The sequence below is a fragment of the Bradyrhizobium sp. AUGA SZCCT0283 genome, from assembly GCF_018130385.1.
Classification (GTDB): Bacteria; Pseudomonadota; Alphaproteobacteria; order Rhizobiales; family Xanthobacteraceae; genus Bradyrhizobium.
Map to the genome: position 1 here is coordinate 24,887 of NZ_JAFCLU010000031.1, position 17,318 is coordinate 42,204.

The following is a 17,318-nucleotide window of genomic DNA, read 5'->3' on the forward strand; positions in this document are numbered from 1 at the left end:
TGGAGCTTTTCAGGGGTCAGAGGCAAGGCCATTGCCGTATCAGAGGGGCTCTTAAGGCGCGCAATCCCATATGCCGGCCTGCGGCAACGAACGAAGCGATTATAGCAAGTGGTGCGGGGAACATAGGTCTCCGGCAGATCGCGCCAGCGAGCACCTGAGCGCGAAACCCAAAAGATAGCGTTCAGGACGCGCCGATCATCAACACAGGGAATCCCGGGAGTTCATACTGCATGATTAGAGGCTCCGATTGGACGCTTGAATCATGTCCAAACCGACGCCTCCAACCGGACAACCGGCATTTCCGAGATTACCCCTAACCGGACATAACGCGGACACTGTAGACGAGAATTACCAGACCCGACCTCATTGCCACGTGGTTTACGGGCGATGATTTAATGTTCTGGCCAAACGAAAGCCGACCCAGTTGTCCCGGACATCTGGGGTGATAAGGAAGCGGCTTCCGGATCGGACGCCCGATGGATTGCCGATCCAGGAACCGCCGCGCACGACACGGTTGGTGCAATCTCCGTATGTGACGGCGGAGCCATCGACCGGCGCGCTTGCGTAGCTGTCCCTGAAGCAGTCCTGCACCCACTCCCACACGTTTCCGTGCATGTCGTGGATGCCGAAGACGTTGTGCTTGAAAGATCCAACGACAGCCGTGTTGACATGTCCGTCCGAGCAATTCGCAACTGTCCACTCCTTGTTCTTCTCTTTGGCGGTCAGGTCGGCAACGTTGCCGTAGGTGCAGAGGTCTTTCTCGTCATTGCCGAAGTGAAACCGCGTCGTGCTTCCAGCCCGCGCCGCGTATTCCCATTCAGCCTCGGTCAGCAACTGATAAGTCTTGCCGGTCCTGCGCGACAGCCAGGGCAAGTATTCCTTGGTGATGTCGTCCCAGGACACGTTAATCACCGGGCGCTTGCCGCGGCCCCAGCCCTCATCGTCGGGATTCTGCTTGCAGCCGCCGTCAGCCACGCACGCGTCCCACTCGGCGAACGTCACCTCGTATTTGCCCACCGCAACCGGCCGCGCAATGGTGACCTTGCGTTGAGGGCCCTCGATGTCGTCGTGGCCCAATTCCCTCACCGGCGAGCCCATCATGAAGCTGCCCGCCGGCACCACCACCATCTCGGGGCACGTAGTGCACGGCTTGCCGTCGGTCAGCTGGTCGAGGAAGCTCTGGCCCGAACCCGGCTCCACGGTCAGGGCGGGGTCGCTTCGTGCGGCATCCTCTTCTCGGCCCTTTGGCTCCACACCGGTCCCCTTGTCGCTCTCAGCTTTGTTCCTCCCTGCCGGGTCAGCCTGCACCTTCCCGTTCAAGCCTTCGCTTGATGCCGTCTTGGCGGGGCGCGACGGCCAAAGCCTAAGGACGCCCGCCTGATCAGCGGCTACCCAGGCGAATACAAGGGCTCCCATTGCCGCCCCAAGCCAGACAAACCCTACCGACCGCACGGCCAGCCGCAATTGTTTGCCAGCTTGCGCGTGAGTGGTCGTCGAATCCGCAACGCCGCCTTCAGCACTGTCGCGATCCACGCGGGAGGGCGCAGCCGGGTCAGTTTTTTGTGGTGACTGCAGGCCCTTCAACCCGCGAATAAGCCTCTCCATGTCATCGAGGAAGGAGGCATGTCGGACGTCGACCCCGTTCCGCAGAGCCAGCTCTTTGAGGCCATCCGGGAGACGGTCCGCCTTCGGAACCCGAGTACCCTCCAACAGGATCGGAATAACGGGGATTCCGCGCAACAGCGCGGTCTCGATCTCGATGCGCACGAAATCATTGAGGTTATCCAGGCGGCGATTACCATTCTCATCGCGGGCGTCAAGCCAGCCCGGGCCGATGATTGCCAAGAGCGCGTCGCACTTGGCGATCTCCTCGCCGAGCACCTTCACGAAGTTGACGCCGAGCGGAACGGAGTCAACATCCATGAACAACAAATTGCGACCGAACTCCCGTTCCAGTCGGTCGTGCACCCGGCCAGCATGGCCAGCGCTGTCGTCGCGACGATAAGAAATGAAAACCTTGGGGGCCATAGCCCCTCCACGTCACGGTCGTTCCGTCAGCCAACGCCACTATAGTCATTATAGAATGACTTTGTTGAAGCAGCCATTGCAGATTGAGCAGTTAGTTGCCCCTGCCTTGGACCAAGTTCCGAATAGCCGATCCAGTTGGCAGAGTCGAATTGCACTTTCCTCGACTGTGTTATGGCGAATAATATTGAGAACGACTGCGCTGCTAAGCCACCAGCACGTCTGTAGTGTTTTGTGCGTGTTCACCGCGATGAAAGCCCAGCGTCACATCGCGACGAGTACGAGCGAATACACAGATGCTTCCCTCGCCGAGAAATTTACGCTTGTGCTGCGGCTAGTGGCTTCTTGGCAAGCGCCAGTTGCAGCGCGGCGTGAGTGGTATCACCAGCCCAGCCATCGGCCACAAGGTCGTGGACTTTTTGGAACAGCAGGACGGCATCTTTCGTCATTGGACCGTACTCGCCATCGACATCGAGCGGCGGGGTGGCACCGAGGACGTTCAGCGCGGTCTGAAGCCACTTTATCCTGACGGGATCAAACATCGTCGAGGCGGCTGCCGCCGGCGCAAATTTTTCATTAATGTCTGGAAATTTTTCTTTACCGATTTCCTTCAATAAGGGCAGGAGATCACCCGCGTTTTCCTCCACGGCCTTAACGATCGGCGTTCCAATTCGCATCGCTTCCTGAATTTGTGGCGCGACGTTAATCGCTCGGAACACGATTGGTAATAGTTTGATAAGCAGGGCCATTTCCATGGGATCCTCCGTTGGTCAGGAATTGGAGTTGCACCGCAGACGGCGGCCTCATCGTTGCACTGTTACAGGCTGTGTAATTACTTCGTGTTCATGACTCTTTGGCCGAAACCTGTCCGTCCGATCTCATCAGTGGCAGAGATTCAAAGCCGGCTTTGAACGGTGCCGTTACGCCAACGGGCCAGCGGAAGCTTCGCGGCCGATCGACCGGAAATGGAATGATACTTACGGTGTCACTCTGGTTTCCGCCCAGGCACATGAGGTTGCCGTGCATGTCACGCCCGACTACGATTGCGATGTGTCCACCGCCTTCGCGCTTCATCGGCGCAAACGCACCGACAGCCGGACCGGGAAGCTTCTGGCCCCACTTGTCCCAATCGAGGGCCCACAGGGTCTCGGTGCCTTTGATACCAACCTTGGTCAGCACCATATTGGCGAACAGCGCGCACCAGGGGATCGCATCATGTTTGTAATCCCTCGCAATCGCGCCTCCCTCGTCTCTTGCCCAATTCAGGATATCGGGATTCTCGGCCTCGCCTCGTCCCTCCCGTAAGTTCAGCCATTTCAGACCTTCGATCACCCACAGAGGCCGTGTGTCTGTCCCGGGTGGCGGCTGAGGCGGCTGCTGGTCCTGCGAGAGCACCGTGGAACGCGGCGCCGCCGCCACCGCCTGGTCAAGCGCTCGAATTGTCTCGGCACCGACCTCGCCATCCACCTCAAGGCCGCACCGTTCCTGGAAATCCATGACAGCGGCTTCGGTGGCTCCGCCGAAATAGCCACTGCCTCTCAGCTCATAGCCGCACTTCGCCAGCGTGCGCTGAAGTGCATTGACCGCTGATCCCTGATCGCCCAGGGCGAGAACAGTGTTGCCGACCAGTTCCGCCAACAGGCCGGTGGCGGCGGACTGCGCTACCACTACTGGGATGTCCGCCGCCACCGGAGAGCGGCCCGAATCGACCTGCGGCGAGGGCGGAGCGGGGTGCTTGAGTGCCGCAAGCGCACGGTCGATTGCGGTGGCGACTTCCGGTCCCATCTCGCCGTCCACCTCGAGGGCGTGATGTGCCTGGAAATCCCGCACTGCCTGCTCGGTCGCCGGGCCGTAATTGCCGGTACCCTTGAGCGGATAACCGAGCCGGGCGAGCCCAAGCTGAACGGCCTGTACGATTGCCCCTGCATCCCCGACGCGCAGAATGCGACCTCCGATGAGCCCGGAAATGGTGGAGGCAGAAGCTGCCGTTGTGGAGCTTCGCTCTGCGAGTGCGCGGTCGATCGCCTTGGCGGTCTCCTGCCCGATCTCACCATCCACCTCAAGGCCATGAGTCTTCTGGAAATCCTTCACCGCGCTCAGCGTCCTGTCGGCAAAGCTAGCGCTTCCACGCAGGGGATAGCCGAGCCTGGCGAGCGCGAGTTGCACCGCGCGCACAAGGGGGCCCTCGTCGCGCACCCGAAGGATCTGCTCTCCCAACAGGTCGGCAATTGCACCTTCCGAACCGAGCTCCGATCGAGGCTCGCCTATCCCTTGAGTCTGAGTCGTTGTCGACTTGATTTCGGCCGTCGTATCCGTCCTGAAATCGATATGATCGACTAGCGGCCGGACCTTCGCAAACCAGGTAGCGCGGTCCTGCATCCCGTTGGGGATCGCCTTCGACTTCGGGCTGCCGCAGTTGATGGCGCGCGAGATGGCCAGGATGTCGTTATTGTCGGCGTAGACATTCAGCCCCGCTTCGGACCATTCAACCAGCGCTGGTTTCAGCGCGTGCTGGGGCGAGAAGACCAGATCCGGATTGTCCTCGAAATCGACGCCACAAACCTGAGCCATGCGGCGGTAGTTGCAACGGCCGGTAGTCTGCATAAGGCCGCGGCCGCGATATTTGAAGCCGTCGCCCGGATTCTTGTTGTTAAGTTCCTGCGCTTTCCGCGGATTACCGAGGCCATAAACGCGTTCAGCGATGCCCCGCTCATCACGGGCGAGGCGCTGCGCCTCGGCTGGTGTGATCGCCGCCGAGTGCCGGCCGGGGCCAAAGATCTGGAGTAGCCGTTCCGCGCTGTAGCTCATGTGCTCGTGCTCAAGAGTCAAACCGCCGGATTCGTGCAGGATTTGCGCTAGGAAATGCGCGAGCCGATCGGGGGTAGTGATCTGGTGCTGTTGGAGCAGCGAGTCCCCGCTGTCGAACGCGGCCAGGTAGCCGGGGCTTGCTTTCGATGCGACTTGCCGCAGGACATCGATCACGCGAGCCATGAGAAATCTCCTGACCGGTGTTTTTCTCTTTGCTATTCTAAGGCCCCTGCGGTCATCGTTCGTATGAACGAGATCACAAATAAGATTTCAGTTAGGTGTCGCAGCGTCAGCAGTGGCGCGTCGCAAGTGACGTCCTTTTAAATTGATCAGAGCAGCTGCGCGGCAGAGACCAGAGATTGGAGAGGTAAAGGCGGAAGGAATGTGACGCACTTAACTAGCCTAAGTTGAAAACTGTGATGTCCTCATGTCGTGGCAGTGAAATGATCGCCGAGCCTTAAGGGAGGGCCCCATGATCGAAGAAGCATGGACCGAGTATCGAGGTTGGGCAAAGCGGGCCCGCATACTTCAAAGCTCGGCCAGGCGCTGGGCTCGCATTTCGTTCGTCTGTTCCGGACTTGCGGCCATTTTGGGCACGACCGCTGCGCAGGTTACAGGTGGTTCGGTGCTTGGCAGGGCCTTGGCGTTCCTAGCTGCTATCGTCGCGGCAGTTACGCCAGTGGTCGGACGTGAGATATTGTCGGCTGACAGCGAGGGACGCCGGATTCGTGCACGCGCAACGGCGGAAGCGATAAAATCAGAGTGTTTTCGTTTCGCCGCGCAAATTGGAGCGTATGCCGGCTCCGCAGCCAAAACTGCGTTTATGGCGCGGCGCGATGCCCTCGCAGAACCGGCCGAACGCGCTGGCCTGATGCCCCTCGTCGATCCCAGTCCCGAGCAAGGCGATGCTCGATGTCCACCAGTCCCGCTCACGGCAGAGTGGTACCGGAAGAATCGGCTCGACGAGCAGATGCGATATTACGCGAATAGCCAGTTAGAAAACGAACAGGCCGCTACACAACTTCGAACGATCAGCTTCGCCTCAGCGATTGTAGCAGCGATCCTCGGAGTTGCGGGATCCAGCTTTGGACAGGAATGGTTTGCGCCCTGGATCGGCGTGATGACAACTATAACAGTTGCCGTCATGGCCTATGGCTTGCTGGATCGACGGCAGTACTTGGCAGCCAGCTATGGCGCAATGGCGATGCGGCTATCCCGCATCAAGGAGACGTTCTCCGAAGCTAATGTGGACCTCGCTTCGCTTGTAACGACAACGGAAGATTTGCTGCAGAGCGAGCATGCGGCTTGGTTGGAGCAGATGACCAGAACGGTCACAAAGCCTGCCAAACTGGAATCCGGTGACATTGAAGAGGCGGACCACTTATCGGCGCCCGAACCAGCACGATCTGTGCGTAACTGACTGTTTGCTAACTAGCTTTTCTGTAGATCAAAAGAAGGCGTGTAGATCAATCCAATGAGGTGGGCGACGCAGCGAGGATGAGCTGGCAACCGCGCCCCACCTAGTTTGAATGCCCTCCGGGCACATCAATTAGCTCAGAACAGGATCCGTCAGCAGGCCGCCCTCGACCCAGGCACCGTAATAGTCAAGCTGGCTGTGGAGGTTTCCATCCTGGGTGACGTAGAGATAGATCCAGAGCCGCATCTCAGCATCGTAGTCGAATGGCCAGTCCGGCACGTCGATGGTGACCGGTATGCGGAGGTGTGTATATCTTCCCGGTCTCGTTGGGATGCCCGTCCTTGCCATCCGGGAACATGTCCCAGGTAAGGTGGGTTCGCCTCTTGCCGACAATGGGGGCTTGATAAGGTCTGAAATCTCTTTGTCGGCAACTAGACTGCCGAGTGCCCGGCTCTCCTCGTTCGCGGATTTCCTATAGATCAGGACCGATGACGTTCGATCCTTCATGAACGAACCGAGCGAGGATAGCCTGGGGGTCTCGCCCCCATCGGCATCCAGCTTGACGTAACGGCCGAAGAAGCGGTCGTTCTGGAACAGGAAAAGCCGGCCACCAACTTCGTCCGCACTCGCCGTGTGCTCAGCAGACGAGACTTTGTCGTTGAAATTGAATGCGCCGAGACTCACGAAAGCGGTTAACAAGCTGCCCACGGACAAATTCAGTCCACATGGAAGCGCCGTGGAAGTCCGAGTGTTGATAGATGGTTCCCGTGACGTTATCGCCTTTAAACCCGTCCTTGCCCTCTCGCTCCAGTTTCTCCGAAAGCAGACGTTTCGCCTCTTCGACCAGCCGGTCGATTCCTTGCCGGACTGGGCGCTGATGGCGATGCGATTGATCGCCATCTCGATGAGGATCGCCCGTTTGAGCGACGGCTCTGCACGATACTGCTCAACCGCTTGCCGGATTGACGATCAAGGTGCCGGGCGCTTCCGGAACAATTTCTGACCATTCGCCTTGTTACACGTGGAGCGCAGCGGATGTTCAATTCTTTGATACTGTTGGCAGCCGAAGCAAACGCAGTAATTGCGCTTCGGATGATGAAGCTGATGCGAGGCGGCAGAAGCGGCCGGCGCGAAGCAAATTTGATGGTCAGCGAAAAGATAAAAGCGGCTTTCGAAGCTACCGCAAGTCTAGTGACTGGTGCTTCCGGGGATGAAATAGTTCATCGATACCGACAGCATGTGGCGAAAAATGCGAAGCGGCTTTCGGGCCGGAGCCAAAACCGCGTGCTTAAGGGAACACGACGCCGACGGAAGTAGCGTTGCAGGCATCGACCCCTGGTCTGAACGCCAAATAATCTGGAAGAGCCACAGTCTCATGTGGAACTTCCATGACTTTCCGTTTGGAACGTTAAACTGCAGCGCCTGTTGTCTTTGCACGAATGACCCCCGTGGTCCCAATTCATCCTTTGGAGTGTCAGATGAGCAAACGCACACCGGCAACGGCGTCAAAACACGCGCGCAGGCCGAAAATAGCCGCGAAGCCCCAGCGGGCCGCCCAGACTATCGTCAGAAGCCCGAAGATCCGTCGCTCGGTTGCGGCAAGCTCGACTGAATCGTCCCCCAAGCCTCATAATGAGTCAAAACCAACGGCTCCCCTTGCAATCGAGAATCCAGTGACAGCCCTACAAGAAAATCCAGTGACAGCGCCACAAGAAGATGTCTCTCACACGATGACGGATAACAGTTTGAGCAAAGGATTTGATTTATCTACAGCCACCGCAAATGTTCGCGTTTATCAAGAGCTGCTGGAAATCTCGCAAGCTAACATGACATTTGCGTTTGAATTCAGCCAGAGGGTGGCGACAATTAGGTCGCCAATCGAGTTTTTCATTGTCATTGCAGAATTCACAAGCAAGCGGATTGCCATGTTTGGGAAGTATTCGACAGAGATGGCTGAATTAAGTACCAAGTGGAGAGCCTAAGACACGAGGCCATCACCTACTTGCCGTACAGACTTTCGCTTCGGCTCTCGCCCTGCCGACGCGAATTCACTTAACGTTCTCTCGACCCGCATCATCGTTGCGCTGGATTGAAGTCGAATGACCGGGATCCCAATCAATCGAAACTTCGCTCGAAGGATTCCCTCACAATCTGTGACAAGGTCCGATGTCGACGTTGTTCCAACAAACGCAGTCGCCGACTGTTAGCGTTCTGAACTGGTTGCCGTAAATCATTCTTTCTGTGCGTAGGTGTAGGAGGTTGCCATCGTTAGTAGGTGGACAGGGGCAGTTCCTAACTCTTGCATGTCTACGTCGGCTTCGTAGACGCCTGCGGCTCGATGATATGCGACCGCTACCGTTGCGCAGGCATCAGTCAGGAAGTCTCCGACTCGGCGGTTCTCACGTTCCAAAACCATCTGCATCGCAGCTTTCGACCTAGCCTCGGCAATTCGCCCATCATTCAAATCTGGTTGGGAAAAATCTAAATCGGGGGGCGGCACTTCTTGCTGATGTCTTCAACGGCGCGATAGAACTCAGGCTTTCGCGCTTCATCTGCTTCTAGATAGCTTTTTAGGAATCGCCGGGCCCTTACTTCAAGCCGTTTGCGATCTTGTCTAACCTTTTCCGGCGCTCGCGCCGCTCGGATTCGAACCAACCAAACATTCCTATCACCCTGCCTGATTACTCAAGAGAACGATTAACTGATCCTCGCTCGATTTAGGGCGAATAATTCCGACCATGACCCTCAATTTATCAACGGAAACGTGTGCGTCGTTGTCGTCCCCGAATCTGAACTTTCTTGTTCCATGGTGCCGCCGATCTGTCTTGCAAGAGAGGCAATCAGTTTTAGTCCGGACCCGTGTTCGCTCGGGTGACGGATGCCGCGCCCGTTGTCAGAAACGGTCAGTCGGGCCTCCCCATAACCGATGCCCCCGACCAATCTCACTCTTATCTCGCCAGGGTCCGGGCCAAATGCATGTTTGATGCTATTCATTGCTGCTTCATTCAAGATAAGACCAACTGGCAAAGCCCGATCAATGCTCAATTCAAGTTCGTCCGACTCTACCTCGATTTCGACGGCGTCGATCTGCTGACGGATTGCGCTGCAAAGAGCGCGAATGTAATCTGACAGTCTGACTGTCTTGCCTTCGTGTCGCGATGCGAGCTGATCGTGGGCAAGTGAAATGGCGTTGATGCGGCTTGCAACATGATCCAGCGCGCGATGAACCTCCAGATTTTGATACCGACGCTTCTGAATGGAAATAGAGGACAAAACGAGCTGGAAGTTGTTCTTGACGCGATGTTGCAATTCGCGAAGCAAAATCTCTTGTTTCTGAGCCTCGGCAGCCGCAGCCATCAAGCGTGCTTCTTTATCCGGCTGTGCATGGTGGCGCAGTACGGAGCCTATGAGGCCCGCAGCGGACGATAGGAAATCACTCGTATCCTCACTGAAGTCTCTAGGCGAGATACTATCCACCTCCAACACGCCCCATGCCGCACCCCCGATCAGCACAGGCACATTGGACACCGAGATGATGCCATGTTCCTTTAGGAAATCCGACGGAGCGTACTCATCTTGCTCTCTGAAATCTTTGATGCTGACCGGCTCTGCGGTCTGAAATGCCCGCCCAGGCGGTGAACGCAGGTCTGCTGACAACGTAGCTGTGCGAACGACACCTTCCTTCCATCCGACACCTGCGACGAGGAGAAGATCCGACGTCTCGGGACGATATCGAAGAATTTTTACATGGTGTATTTCGACTGCCCGAGCGATCTGGACGACGGCCTGGTCCAGGAAGCGATTCAACTCGGCATTCTCACTCGCAAGTCGTCCGATATCGGCTAAAATGCGAACGTGACGCCGGAGCTTATCCAGCACGCCGGCTTCGCTCGTTTCGTTGGAACGGTTTTCCATCAGCTTCTAAGTCCTACCCTCCGGTTCCACCTTTTGTGGTTTCACGAGTGGCCTCGAGCGTCTCCTGGCCGGTCCGCTTCAGGCGGTCGATCGTGTTACTTGCTGCCTGAGTGTGCCCGGTCCCGCTCTTCTCTCACGTAAAGGTCCTTCGTTTGTTCGGTAATCTGCTTCTCGGAGCGCGTCCGGCTCCTATTTCGCGTGATGCCGTAGGCCATCACCAGTCCGAGCACGATGGCACAGGGCGACCGACACGTGCGATCCGGTTTCAACCGACAGTCCCTGCGCGGCGAGATTATCGGGGTGCAAGGGCAGGGCCAGAATCGTCGCCCAATGCCAGTTGCTTCCCCTAAACCATCCATTATGAACCAACTTCATGCCCGACCTCCTGCGCGGCAAGCGGTAACGCCAACAAGCGGATAGCTTAGGAACATCCGGCACAACGATATGTTGCTAGTCGAACTGCGGCAGAGAGACACACGCCAGTGGCGGCTACGGCTCATATGAACGATAACCGGAGCAGGTTGCCCGATTTGTTGACTTGCATTGACTGCAATCAAACGATGAATCTTGAGAAGATTGACCCTGATGACAAGGGGAATGATCTTATTCAATATCGCTGCAAGATATGTCAGCGCATCGAGCTGGTGCGGCTAGCCCGCGCCCGGTGCCTATCGCGCCCTAGCGGCTCAGCCGCACATGAGAAGACCGTTCAACTTGACTTCGCGCGCGGGGGCTATTTTACGAGCGATCATGCCGGCGTTTAGACGACCGCTGCAGCGTGTAATCATAGCGGAACCCGAACGACGCCACCCGGCGCTTGCCTTCGAAGGCGCCGAATTGAAACGGCTGGAGCGGCAACGCCGAGACCGTATCCAATGAGATCGCACTCAAGCGCTGGCGAAACAAATTCAGCCACGTACTGAAGCCCCTCTGGCACTCCTGAAGCTTGTGAAAAAAGGGCGAGCTGCTCGGTCAAGCCGGCCTCCTCAAATAGGGCTGCGCATAGCCCGAATATGGGGACCGAAGCAACCAAATCAAAGGACATACGGCATGAGATGACCGTCGCGCTCCTCCACCGTTGCCACTTTTCCCGTGGGCGCGAGGAACTTTGCAGGTTTGGGAAAATTGTCGCTTAAGAAAATGGTGGCGGGCGCTGGGAGGAAACCATGCACGGTCTTATCTATCTTGTCGGCTTGATTGTTGTGATTCTGGCGATCTTGTCCTTCTTCGGCCTTCGCTGAGGCCATGCACATGTCTATGGAAAACGTCACGCCGGTGGCGCGAAGCGATATCGCGCCGCACTTCCTGCAATGGTCGCCGATCGTGCTCGGCGCGTTTGCGGCGACTGCGCTCTCCTCGGTGTTGCTGACATTCGCGGTCACGATTGGCCTCGGCGTCACGTCGACGGCGCCGACGTGGCGTGATGCCTCCGCGGCACTTGCGATCCTATCCGGCCTCTATCTGATCATTCAGGCCGTGGTTAGCTTTGGCCTAGGTGGCTACATCGCAGGACATACCCGTACCTCGACCGGCCCGGCTGCGGTGGAGGAAACAGCGCACGTTGACGGCGCCCACGGCTTGGGCACTTGGGCGCTCGCCGTGGTCATGGGCGCCATTCTCGCCACCTGGATTGGCGCGGCCACCGTCAATCGGACATCGTCGATGCGTGGCCCAGCGCAGGCCAGTGTGGCCGAGCCGCTATTGAGCTATGAGCTGGACCGGCTGTTTCGCGCCGGCCGCCGCGCACCCAATGTCGATCTCAGCGCCGAGCGCGCGGAAGCTGGCCGCATTCTTCTCACCACCTCAAGTCATAGCGGTTTGAGCGCGGACGACCGCACCTATCTCATTCAGCAGCTCGGAGCGCTGGCCGGCCTTGCCGCGGCCGACGCGGAACGCAGGGTCGACAGCGCCATTGCCAACGCCAAGACAGCCATTGCAAGGTCACGGCGTAGCACCACCATCCTCGCCTTTTCGGTCGCGACCGCGATCCTGCTTGGCGCCGTAGCCGCCTGGGCCGCGGCGTGCGCCGGCGGACGGCATCGCGACGGCGCGTCCCTGCCGGAGTGGATGGTGCGGTCGAAGGCGCTCGATCGACGGCGGCAGACGGTGCTGCCGTAGCGCCGTCTCTTATTCCTCTCCCTGCCCTTACCGAGAGAGGCCAGGGTGAGGGGCGGCTTCTGCAGACTCAAATGGCAGTCGAAGTCAGACCAGCTTAGAATGTTCGCGAGTTCAACGTTAGCCCAGCAATTGGAACCATCCAGTCTCAGCATGTCTCTTAACGGGTCAAACTCGGAAGTCCGAATGCTCGACCGGGAGGTCGGCTTTGCCGTCAATAAGTGACATCGTCGGCCCGACTGCTTAGGTCCGATAAGTGGCCAACAACGGAAGTCGCCGACATATCACGACCGGTAGTCCCTCTTGCCGCAGATTGTCGTGACCCTTGCTACTAGTCACTTCGGGATCCAGATAGATCTTCGCGCTCGTTCCACTTTGCCACGTAGCAGCTGACCTATAGGGCTCTAACTTCCCGGACCGAAGCGCTTGCAGTCTTGCATGCGGCCAAGTCCCGTTCGAGTGATGAAATATTCTCGAACAGTCGTCGGGTCGTGAGCTGCAGAAAATAGAAAGCAAATTGCGGGTTTTGGTAGCAAGCTGTTTCCCCTGTTCATATGTAATTTGGAGCACTTCCCCGTCCTCAATGCATTCCAGCGTTTGTGTACGCAACTGATCTGGCGCCAATAAGCCAAGCTCACCGAAGATCTGCCCCACCGAAACATTCTTTCCTAGTTCAACCAGACGAAAATGTCCGGAAACTACGAGGCACATAGCATCGGCGGCATCCCCTTTGCGAAATAGTACGTCGCCGCGCTTGAATCTGCGCATGGATGTGAATGGCTTGAGCCAATCCATACTAAGATCAGCCTGCGTGGCGCCTCGCACCTCTTTGTTAGCCGCAGCATCTCGCGAAGGCGTAGGCCATTCAATGGTAGCAAGACGAGATGCAGGACCAAAACCGGATGAAGGCTGCCAAGATATGCATATGTGATGAAAATGAGGTTGCTGCAAATTCCAACTAATCGAGGTGGGATTAGTCTTCATGTAAAAAGTCAGAAAGACGAGAAAGGCCGCAAGATATCCCGCCATTTCCGTGCTGCTCATGACGCGCTCCCATCCCCGATGCAGGCGCGACATAACGCCAGCTGTACTATCAAGTCTAGGTTCGGCCTCACCTGACGTGCAATGTCCAATGTGTCCGCTTTGGGTTGGTCAAAGGCGAAATTCCCGGATGCCCAGCCCATGTCTTGCTTTAGCAGCCCAAAAGCGGACATCTCTTGTTTTATTAGTACACGCCCTAGTGTGCTGTCCTGTAAGTTCGTAGCATAATTATTGCATCGGTTTCGGGTATCCTGATCGAAGGAGTTACCCGATGCGAACCGGACGCCCGAAGGCGACACTGACGATTTCCAGCGACGAAAGCGCGCATCTTTTGGCCATAACGCGGTCGCGCTCGCTACCGGCGGCACTGACATTGCGGGCGAAGATCATTCTGGCGCGCGAGCGCGAGTCCAGCAACGCCGTCGTGTCGACGCGGCTCGGCGTGTGCCGACCGATTCCCGGTCTACGGGCTGTCCAGCCGGTTTCTTTCGGCAGTAGGATCTCAATGAGGTAGGACGCGGCGCTCATGACGTTCTGGCGGTACGCAGCTGCCCTAGCCAGCCTTCAAGTAGCGTATCCGGCGTGACGGTTTCAACCTGGGCTCCAAGCGGTTGGTGTAGAGGGCCATCGTTGCGTCATGCGTTTCGTCCGCCGAGCTGCACACCGCGTCCATCACAACGATGGCATGAAAGTCCGGGGCGAATAGACGTACTTGTCGAATGCGCGGGCAGGGGGAACGAACCGCGCGAGCTCCGGGATCCGGCCCGGCACTGCAGAAAGCTAAACGCTTTGCCTTTTCAAAACGCTGAGCCGTCCGTCGCCTTCCAGGGTAGCCAGCTTGATGTCTTCGTAGTTGTCGACACTCTGTTCGCGCAGCTGCGATTTGAGTTCATCTTCGGTAATCATTTCCTTGCGCAGGTGCTGCGGAATCAACCTGCCGTCACGAATGAGCGTAAGGCTTGGAGGCTTCAGATACGGTCGCGTCGCTGGAAAGCGCCAAGCCATCCAGTCCAGAAGATATTCCCACGCAACGATCGTAAGAACGAGCGCGAGGCCCTCGGTTACCGAGCTGTACTCTTTTCCAAGTCCATTTTGAGCGGCATCGGCGATCAAGACGATGACGAGGAGGTCAGCAGGCCCGAAATGTCCCGCCTGGCGTCGCGCCATGAAGCGGAGGACCACGAAAAGCCCGAGATACATGAGGCTGCCGCGAACAACGATCTCTGCAAGTCCTATTGCCGGCACAAACACGGAATTCCAGTCGACCGATAGATTCATGGCTTACTCCTAATGTGTCTGCTCCAGAAGAAGGCCTAGTAGCATTGATGATGTCTTGCGCGGCTGTAGCTTAACCGTCTGCGATAGCTGCCAGCAGGCGGTCGAGGAAAACCGCTTGCCCCTTTACAATTTTCGCGCGAGCCTCTTCAATTTCAAACCATGCGGCGCGATCGAGTTCGGGAAACATCTGACGCCGCCCGGATCGCGGTGGCCATTCCATCTCGAACATATTGCTCTTGAGATCGGCGGCGTCCCAGTCTTGTTCAACGGCCCATACGTGAACGATCTTTCCTCCTGGCTGCTTCGACTGGCCCAGCGACACGGACTTGCCGCGCGGACGGTGACCGGTTTCTTCCGCAAACTCGCGCTTTGCTGCGGCGAGGGGAGTTTCACCCGCGGCGATCAAGCCTTTTGGAACCGACCACGATCCCAGGTCCTTCTTGCGCCAGAAGGGTCCTCCGGGATGACCGAGCAGGACTTCGATGCCACCGCCCCGTAAGCGGTAGAGGAGAAGCCCCGCGCTCTGTTTACTGGATATGGTAGTTGCCACTATCACGCTAGGCTGCGCAGGCGGCAGTCTGCCGTCTATTGTGAAGATGACGGAGAAGCGCGAGAGGCATGGCATTGATTACGCGGTCCGGCGATACGCCTCCTTTACGGCCCATCTCAACACCCCAATGCATGTGGTCGAGCTCCCTAATGGAATGGGCATCGGGATTGATGCGTGGATCCAACGATCGCCGGACGGCACTTTCTCGATCGACGTCGCCAGTGCGGGTTCGACGAATCCGGGGAAGGGGGCTTTCACGCCGATTGCCGCCGGCTTCTTACGTTGAAACGCCACGCTACAAACGCCACGAACAAAACAGGTCGATTCAAGCTGACGACAGTCGGATCGTTCCGACAGAGCAATAGGAACTTTATCTATTTTTCCCGGTTTTTGAAGCGCACTTGGGGCCGGTTTATGTGAGCCCCTCTTAACGGCTTAAGACGCGATGGAGCACACTCTAGTCAGGCGGGACCAATTCAATATTTCTCCGCAGGGTATTGTTCATAAGCCAACCGACGCGGCATTTACGCCGGATCCTTCGGATCCCTATTCAGGAATAGTGCGGTTGGGCCAGCTTAGTAGCATCCCTCCTAATGGGGGTGGCTTCAAGCCTGATGACGTACAGAGAATTATGCGTGAGCTTTGGGTCGAATACGTTGCCAACAACCCTGAACTCTTCAAGGGCGTGGGCGGAAAGACAGGATAAAGGCTGTGTGCCGGAGTCGTTTCTTTCGCTCAGGGCTTCCTTCGGCCTATTAGGTCAACTGCCACGCGATCCAAAGGATGAGATAAAGTGCGACGGCTACCAAGTAATTCACGATCATCCACTTGCTTCGCATACAGCGTTGTCCGGTATATTTTTGACCTACACCGTCAAATTTTTGGATCGTGCCATCTTGGGCCGCAAGGCGGGCTTCAGCCAAGCGAACTTGCCGCATTAATCTGCGAAGCTCCGCCATTCGCTCAGAAAGATCCGGCAGGCGCCGTTGCGCCTCTCGCTTGACCTTTGGGACGTAGATTCTCTGTCGCATCGTTACACCCTCCCAAGCACGCAACCCGAAAGAACCCAACAGTTCAACTTAGAGTTCCTTGGGCCGTGCGTCTGCCCCGCAACAAGACGATCTCTTGTAATCGCTTCTTGTAGCGTCGTCTCTCGCTCCTGAAGTAGATGCGGCTCGTCACCGAACCGCATCTACACGAGCCACTTAGTCGATTTCGTGAACGACAGTTCGAGTGCCTGGATCCACCAGCATCACTCGATCGCTGGAATAGATGTAGCGATATTTGGTGACGGAGGGTCCCCAATCTGCGGGCACTGCTTCAAGCTCAACGCTGGTCGGGACCTTAGCGCCGACGACAATTCTTTCCTGTGTCGTCACGGGTCGGACCTTCTTCTCGGTAACGTAACTTTTGATCTTGGTCCGATACTGCGGCTCGATCTGTATGACCGCATTTCCAGCGCCGGTCGTTGTCGTCATGGTGGTCTGAGCGTTGACGGCGGTCGCCAGCAGCGACGCTGCAGCGGCAATTATCAAAACCTGCTTCATCGCAATCTCCTAATCCGCGTCAGTGCGGCGCTGCACAACGTGGAAGAGGGAGCCAAGTTCCTAATTGTCCCGACCTGCGGAGTGATCCAGCTTTCCCTTGTAACCAAAAGGCCCCGCGCACCTTGCCTACTAAGGTGCGAACGGGGGCCGATTGCGGGTGGTCGGCGATGCGGCTGGGGGTAGCCGCCATTTACCATGAGGATAAGAACCGGGAACAAGTGGCAATAGAACTGCGGTTCATGGATGAGGGCAGCCGATGGAGGCGTACATGCCAGTTCTGTTGCTCTGGGCCGTCCCGGCCGTGATCGTTGTCGGCGGCGTCGGTTATTATTTAGTTCGCGCTGTTCACTAAGTGGAATTGCTAGAGGGAGGAAAGGCCCGAGCCGGAACGCCGGCCGGGCTTTTCTTGGCCGTGTTTGGAAGGACGCTTTGCGATGGCAGACAAGCGCGCTTTGAAATTGATTGGCATCATGTTTGCCGCTTTGACCTTGCTGGTGATCTCGACGGCGGCTGTAGTGGTGGGCGGTCACGCCGCGAGCAGCATCAATGGCGAATATCTTAAATTGGTAGACCTTCGAGACTAGTTCGCGGGAATGGGGGATGCAGTGTGCGAGCGCGATAG

17 protein-coding genes and 2 pseudogenes are annotated in these 17,318 nt (G+C 57.4%); 5 read left to right on the forward strand and 14 right to left on the reverse strand.

All coding sequences use genetic code 11. The features are described 5' to 3' along the window. Positions 1-63 precede the first annotated feature (63 nt). From JQ624_RS30535 to JQ624_RS30550, 4 genes and pseudogenes are all read right to left on the reverse strand, one after another. Positions 64-215, reverse strand: a pseudogene (locus JQ624_RS30535) (transposase); the annotation flags it as partial. 163 nt (positions 216-378) lie between these two features. Beyond that, a complete protein-coding gene (locus JQ624_RS30540; protein ID WP_212422620.1) occupies positions 379-2,028 on the reverse strand; it encodes an SUMF1/EgtB/PvdO family nonheme iron enzyme in 1,650 nt (549 codons plus the stop codon). Positions 2,029-2,342: 314 nt separating this feature from the next. Next, on the reverse strand, positions 2,343-2,780 hold the full coding sequence (locus JQ624_RS30545) for a peptidoglycan-binding protein (protein WP_212422621.1): 438 nt from the start codon (positions 2,778-2,780) through the stop codon (positions 2,343-2,345). 88 nt (positions 2,781-2,868) lie between these two features. Continuing rightward, complete coding sequence (locus JQ624_RS30550) at positions 2,869-5,016, reverse strand: TIGR02594 family protein (RefSeq protein ID WP_212422622.1); 2,148 nt, start codon at positions 5,014-5,016, stop codon at positions 2,869-2,871. 289 nt (positions 5,017-5,305) lie between these two features. Between JQ624_RS30550 and JQ624_RS30555 the strand changes: the two genes are divergently transcribed. Further along, a complete protein-coding gene (locus JQ624_RS30555) occupies positions 5,306-6,253 on the forward strand; it encodes a DUF4231 domain-containing protein (protein WP_212422623.1) in 948 nt (315 codons plus the stop codon). Positions 6,254-6,382: 129 nt separating this feature from the next. Here JQ624_RS30555 and JQ624_RS30560 read toward each other — a convergent pair whose 3' ends face one another. Further along, positions 6,383-6,958 carry a hypothetical protein gene (locus JQ624_RS30560; protein WP_212422624.1) on the reverse strand — a complete coding sequence of 192 codons (576 nt, stop codon included), beginning with the start codon at positions 6,956-6,958 and terminating at the stop codon, positions 6,383-6,385. Between the two features lie 40 nt (positions 6,959-6,998). On the opposite strand from JQ624_RS30560, the gene JQ624_RS30565 reads away from it, so the two are divergent. After that, positions 6,999-7,253: a hypothetical protein gene (locus JQ624_RS30565; RefSeq protein ID WP_212422625.1), complete on the forward strand. Its 255-nt coding sequence runs from the start codon at positions 6,999-7,001 to the stop codon at positions 7,251-7,253. Between the two features lie 475 nt (positions 7,254-7,728). Beyond that, positions 7,729-8,232 carry a Phasin protein gene (locus tag JQ624_RS30570; RefSeq protein WP_212422626.1) on the forward strand — a complete coding sequence of 168 codons (504 nt, stop codon included), beginning with the start codon at positions 7,729-7,731 and terminating at the stop codon, positions 8,230-8,232. A gap of 763 nt (positions 8,233-8,995) precedes the next feature. Here the strand turns inward: JQ624_RS30570 and JQ624_RS30575 are convergent. Together JQ624_RS30575 and JQ624_RS30580 are read right to left on the reverse strand one after the other, a co-directional pair. Continuing rightward, on the reverse strand, positions 8,996-10,165 hold the full coding sequence (locus JQ624_RS30575) for a sensor histidine kinase (protein WP_212422627.1): 1,170 nt from the start codon (positions 10,163-10,165) through the stop codon (positions 8,996-8,998). A 1,034-nt stretch (positions 10,166-11,199) separates the two neighbouring features. After that, on the reverse strand, positions 11,200-11,412 hold the full coding sequence (locus tag JQ624_RS30580; protein WP_212422628.1) for a hypothetical protein: 213 nt from the start codon (positions 11,410-11,412) through the stop codon (positions 11,200-11,202). 4 nt (positions 11,413-11,416) lie between these two features. Here JQ624_RS30580 and JQ624_RS30585 point away from each other — a divergent pair, with 4 nt between their 5' ends. Further along, entirely contained in the window at positions 11,417-12,283 is an 867-nt protein-coding gene (locus JQ624_RS30585; protein WP_212422629.1) for a hypothetical protein, read from the forward strand. Positions 12,284-12,523: 240 nt separating this feature from the next. Here the strand turns inward: JQ624_RS30585 and JQ624_RS39785 are convergent, their stop codons facing one another. The 7 genes and pseudogenes from JQ624_RS39785 to JQ624_RS30615 all read right to left on the reverse strand — a co-directional run bounded on the left by JQ624_RS39785 (position 12,524) and on the right by JQ624_RS30615 (position 16,696). Then, a complete protein-coding gene (locus tag JQ624_RS39785; RefSeq protein WP_409334390.1) occupies positions 12,524-13,357 on the reverse strand; it encodes a cyclic nucleotide-binding domain-containing protein in 834 nt (277 codons plus the stop codon). Positions 13,358-13,585: 228 nt separating this feature from the next. Continuing rightward, positions 13,586-13,849 carry a hypothetical protein gene (locus tag JQ624_RS30595; RefSeq protein WP_212422631.1) on the reverse strand — a complete coding sequence of 88 codons (264 nt, stop codon included), beginning with the start codon at positions 13,847-13,849 and terminating at the stop codon, positions 13,586-13,588. A gap of 252 nt (positions 13,850-14,101) precedes the next feature. After that, on the reverse strand, positions 14,102-14,599 hold the full coding sequence (locus JQ624_RS30600; protein WP_212422632.1) for a DUF421 domain-containing protein: 498 nt from the start codon (positions 14,597-14,599) through the stop codon (positions 14,102-14,104). 70 nt (positions 14,600-14,669) lie between these two features. Then, complete coding sequence (locus JQ624_RS30605) at positions 14,670-15,155, reverse strand: NUDIX domain-containing protein (protein ID WP_312014519.1); 486 nt, start codon at positions 15,153-15,155, stop codon at positions 14,670-14,672. Between the two features lie 168 nt (positions 15,156-15,323). Further along, positions 15,324-15,443 (reverse strand): annotated as a pseudogene (locus JQ624_RS38865) (DNA ligase); the annotation flags it as partial. A gap of 461 nt (positions 15,444-15,904) precedes the next feature. Then, on the reverse strand, positions 15,905-16,180 hold the full coding sequence (locus tag JQ624_RS30610) for a hypothetical protein (protein ID WP_212422634.1): 276 nt from the start codon (positions 16,178-16,180) through the stop codon (positions 15,905-15,907). A 174-nt stretch (positions 16,181-16,354) separates the two neighbouring features. Beyond that, positions 16,355-16,696, reverse strand: a complete 342-nt coding sequence (locus JQ624_RS30615; protein WP_212422635.1) for a DUF1236 domain-containing protein — start codon at positions 16,694-16,696, stop codon at positions 16,355-16,357. Positions 16,697-17,130: 434 nt separating this feature from the next. On the opposite strand from JQ624_RS30615, the gene JQ624_RS30620 reads away from it, so the two are divergent. After that, a complete protein-coding gene (locus JQ624_RS30620; protein ID WP_212422636.1) occupies positions 17,131-17,280 on the forward strand; it encodes a hypothetical protein in 150 nt (49 codons plus the stop codon). Positions 17,281-17,318 lie beyond the last annotated feature (38 nt).

Excerpts from the sequence above, each read along its gene's own strand:
- JQ624_RS30615 (WP_212422635.1), bottom strand. The coding sequence starts at position 16,696 with ATGAAGCAGGTTTTGATAATTGCCGCTGCAGCGTCGCTGCTGGCGACC.
- JQ624_RS30585 (WP_212422629.1), top strand. The coding sequence starts at position 11,417 with ATGTCTATGGAAAACGTCACGCCGGTGGCGCGAAGCGATATCGCGCCG.
- JQ624_RS30545 (WP_212422621.1), bottom strand. The coding sequence starts at position 2,780 with ATGGAAATGGCCCTGCTTATCAAACTATTACCAATCGTGTTCCGAGCG.
- JQ624_RS30540 (WP_212422620.1), bottom strand. The coding sequence starts at position 2,028 with ATGGCCCCCAAGGTTTTCATTTCTTATCGTCGCGACGACAGCGCTGGC.
- JQ624_RS30595 (WP_212422631.1), bottom strand. The coding sequence starts at position 13,849 with ATGAGCGCCGCGTCCTACCTCATTGAGATCCTACTGCCGAAAGAAACC.
- JQ624_RS30580 (WP_212422628.1), bottom strand. The coding sequence starts at position 11,412 with ATGGCCTCAGCGAAGGCCGAAGAAGGACAAGATCGCCAGAATCACAAC.
- JQ624_RS30610 (WP_212422634.1), bottom strand. The coding sequence starts at position 16,180 with ATGCGACAGAGAATCTACGTCCCAAAGGTCAAGCGAGAGGCGCAACGG.
- JQ624_RS30550 (WP_212422622.1), bottom strand. The coding sequence starts at position 5,016 with ATGGCTCGCGTGATCGATGTCCTGCGGCAAGTCGCATCGAAAGCAAGC.
- JQ624_RS30570 (WP_212422626.1), top strand. The coding sequence starts at position 7,729 with ATGAGCAAACGCACACCGGCAACGGCGTCAAAACACGCGCGCAGGCCG.
- JQ624_RS30620 (WP_212422636.1), top strand. The coding sequence starts at position 17,131 with ATGGCAGACAAGCGCGCTTTGAAATTGATTGGCATCATGTTTGCCGCT.
- JQ624_RS30600 (WP_212422632.1), bottom strand. The coding sequence starts at position 14,599 with ATGAATCTATCGGTCGACTGGAATTCCGTGTTTGTGCCGGCAATAGGA.
- JQ624_RS30575 (WP_212422627.1), bottom strand. The coding sequence starts at position 10,165 with ATGGAAAACCGTTCCAACGAAACGAGCGAAGCCGGCGTGCTGGATAAG.
- JQ624_RS39785 (WP_409334390.1), bottom strand. The coding sequence starts at position 13,357 with ATGTCGCGCCTGCATCGGGGATGGGAGCGCGTCATGAGCAGCACGGAA.
- JQ624_RS30555 (WP_212422623.1), top strand. The coding sequence starts at position 5,306 with ATGATCGAAGAAGCATGGACCGAGTATCGAGGTTGGGCAAAGCGGGCC.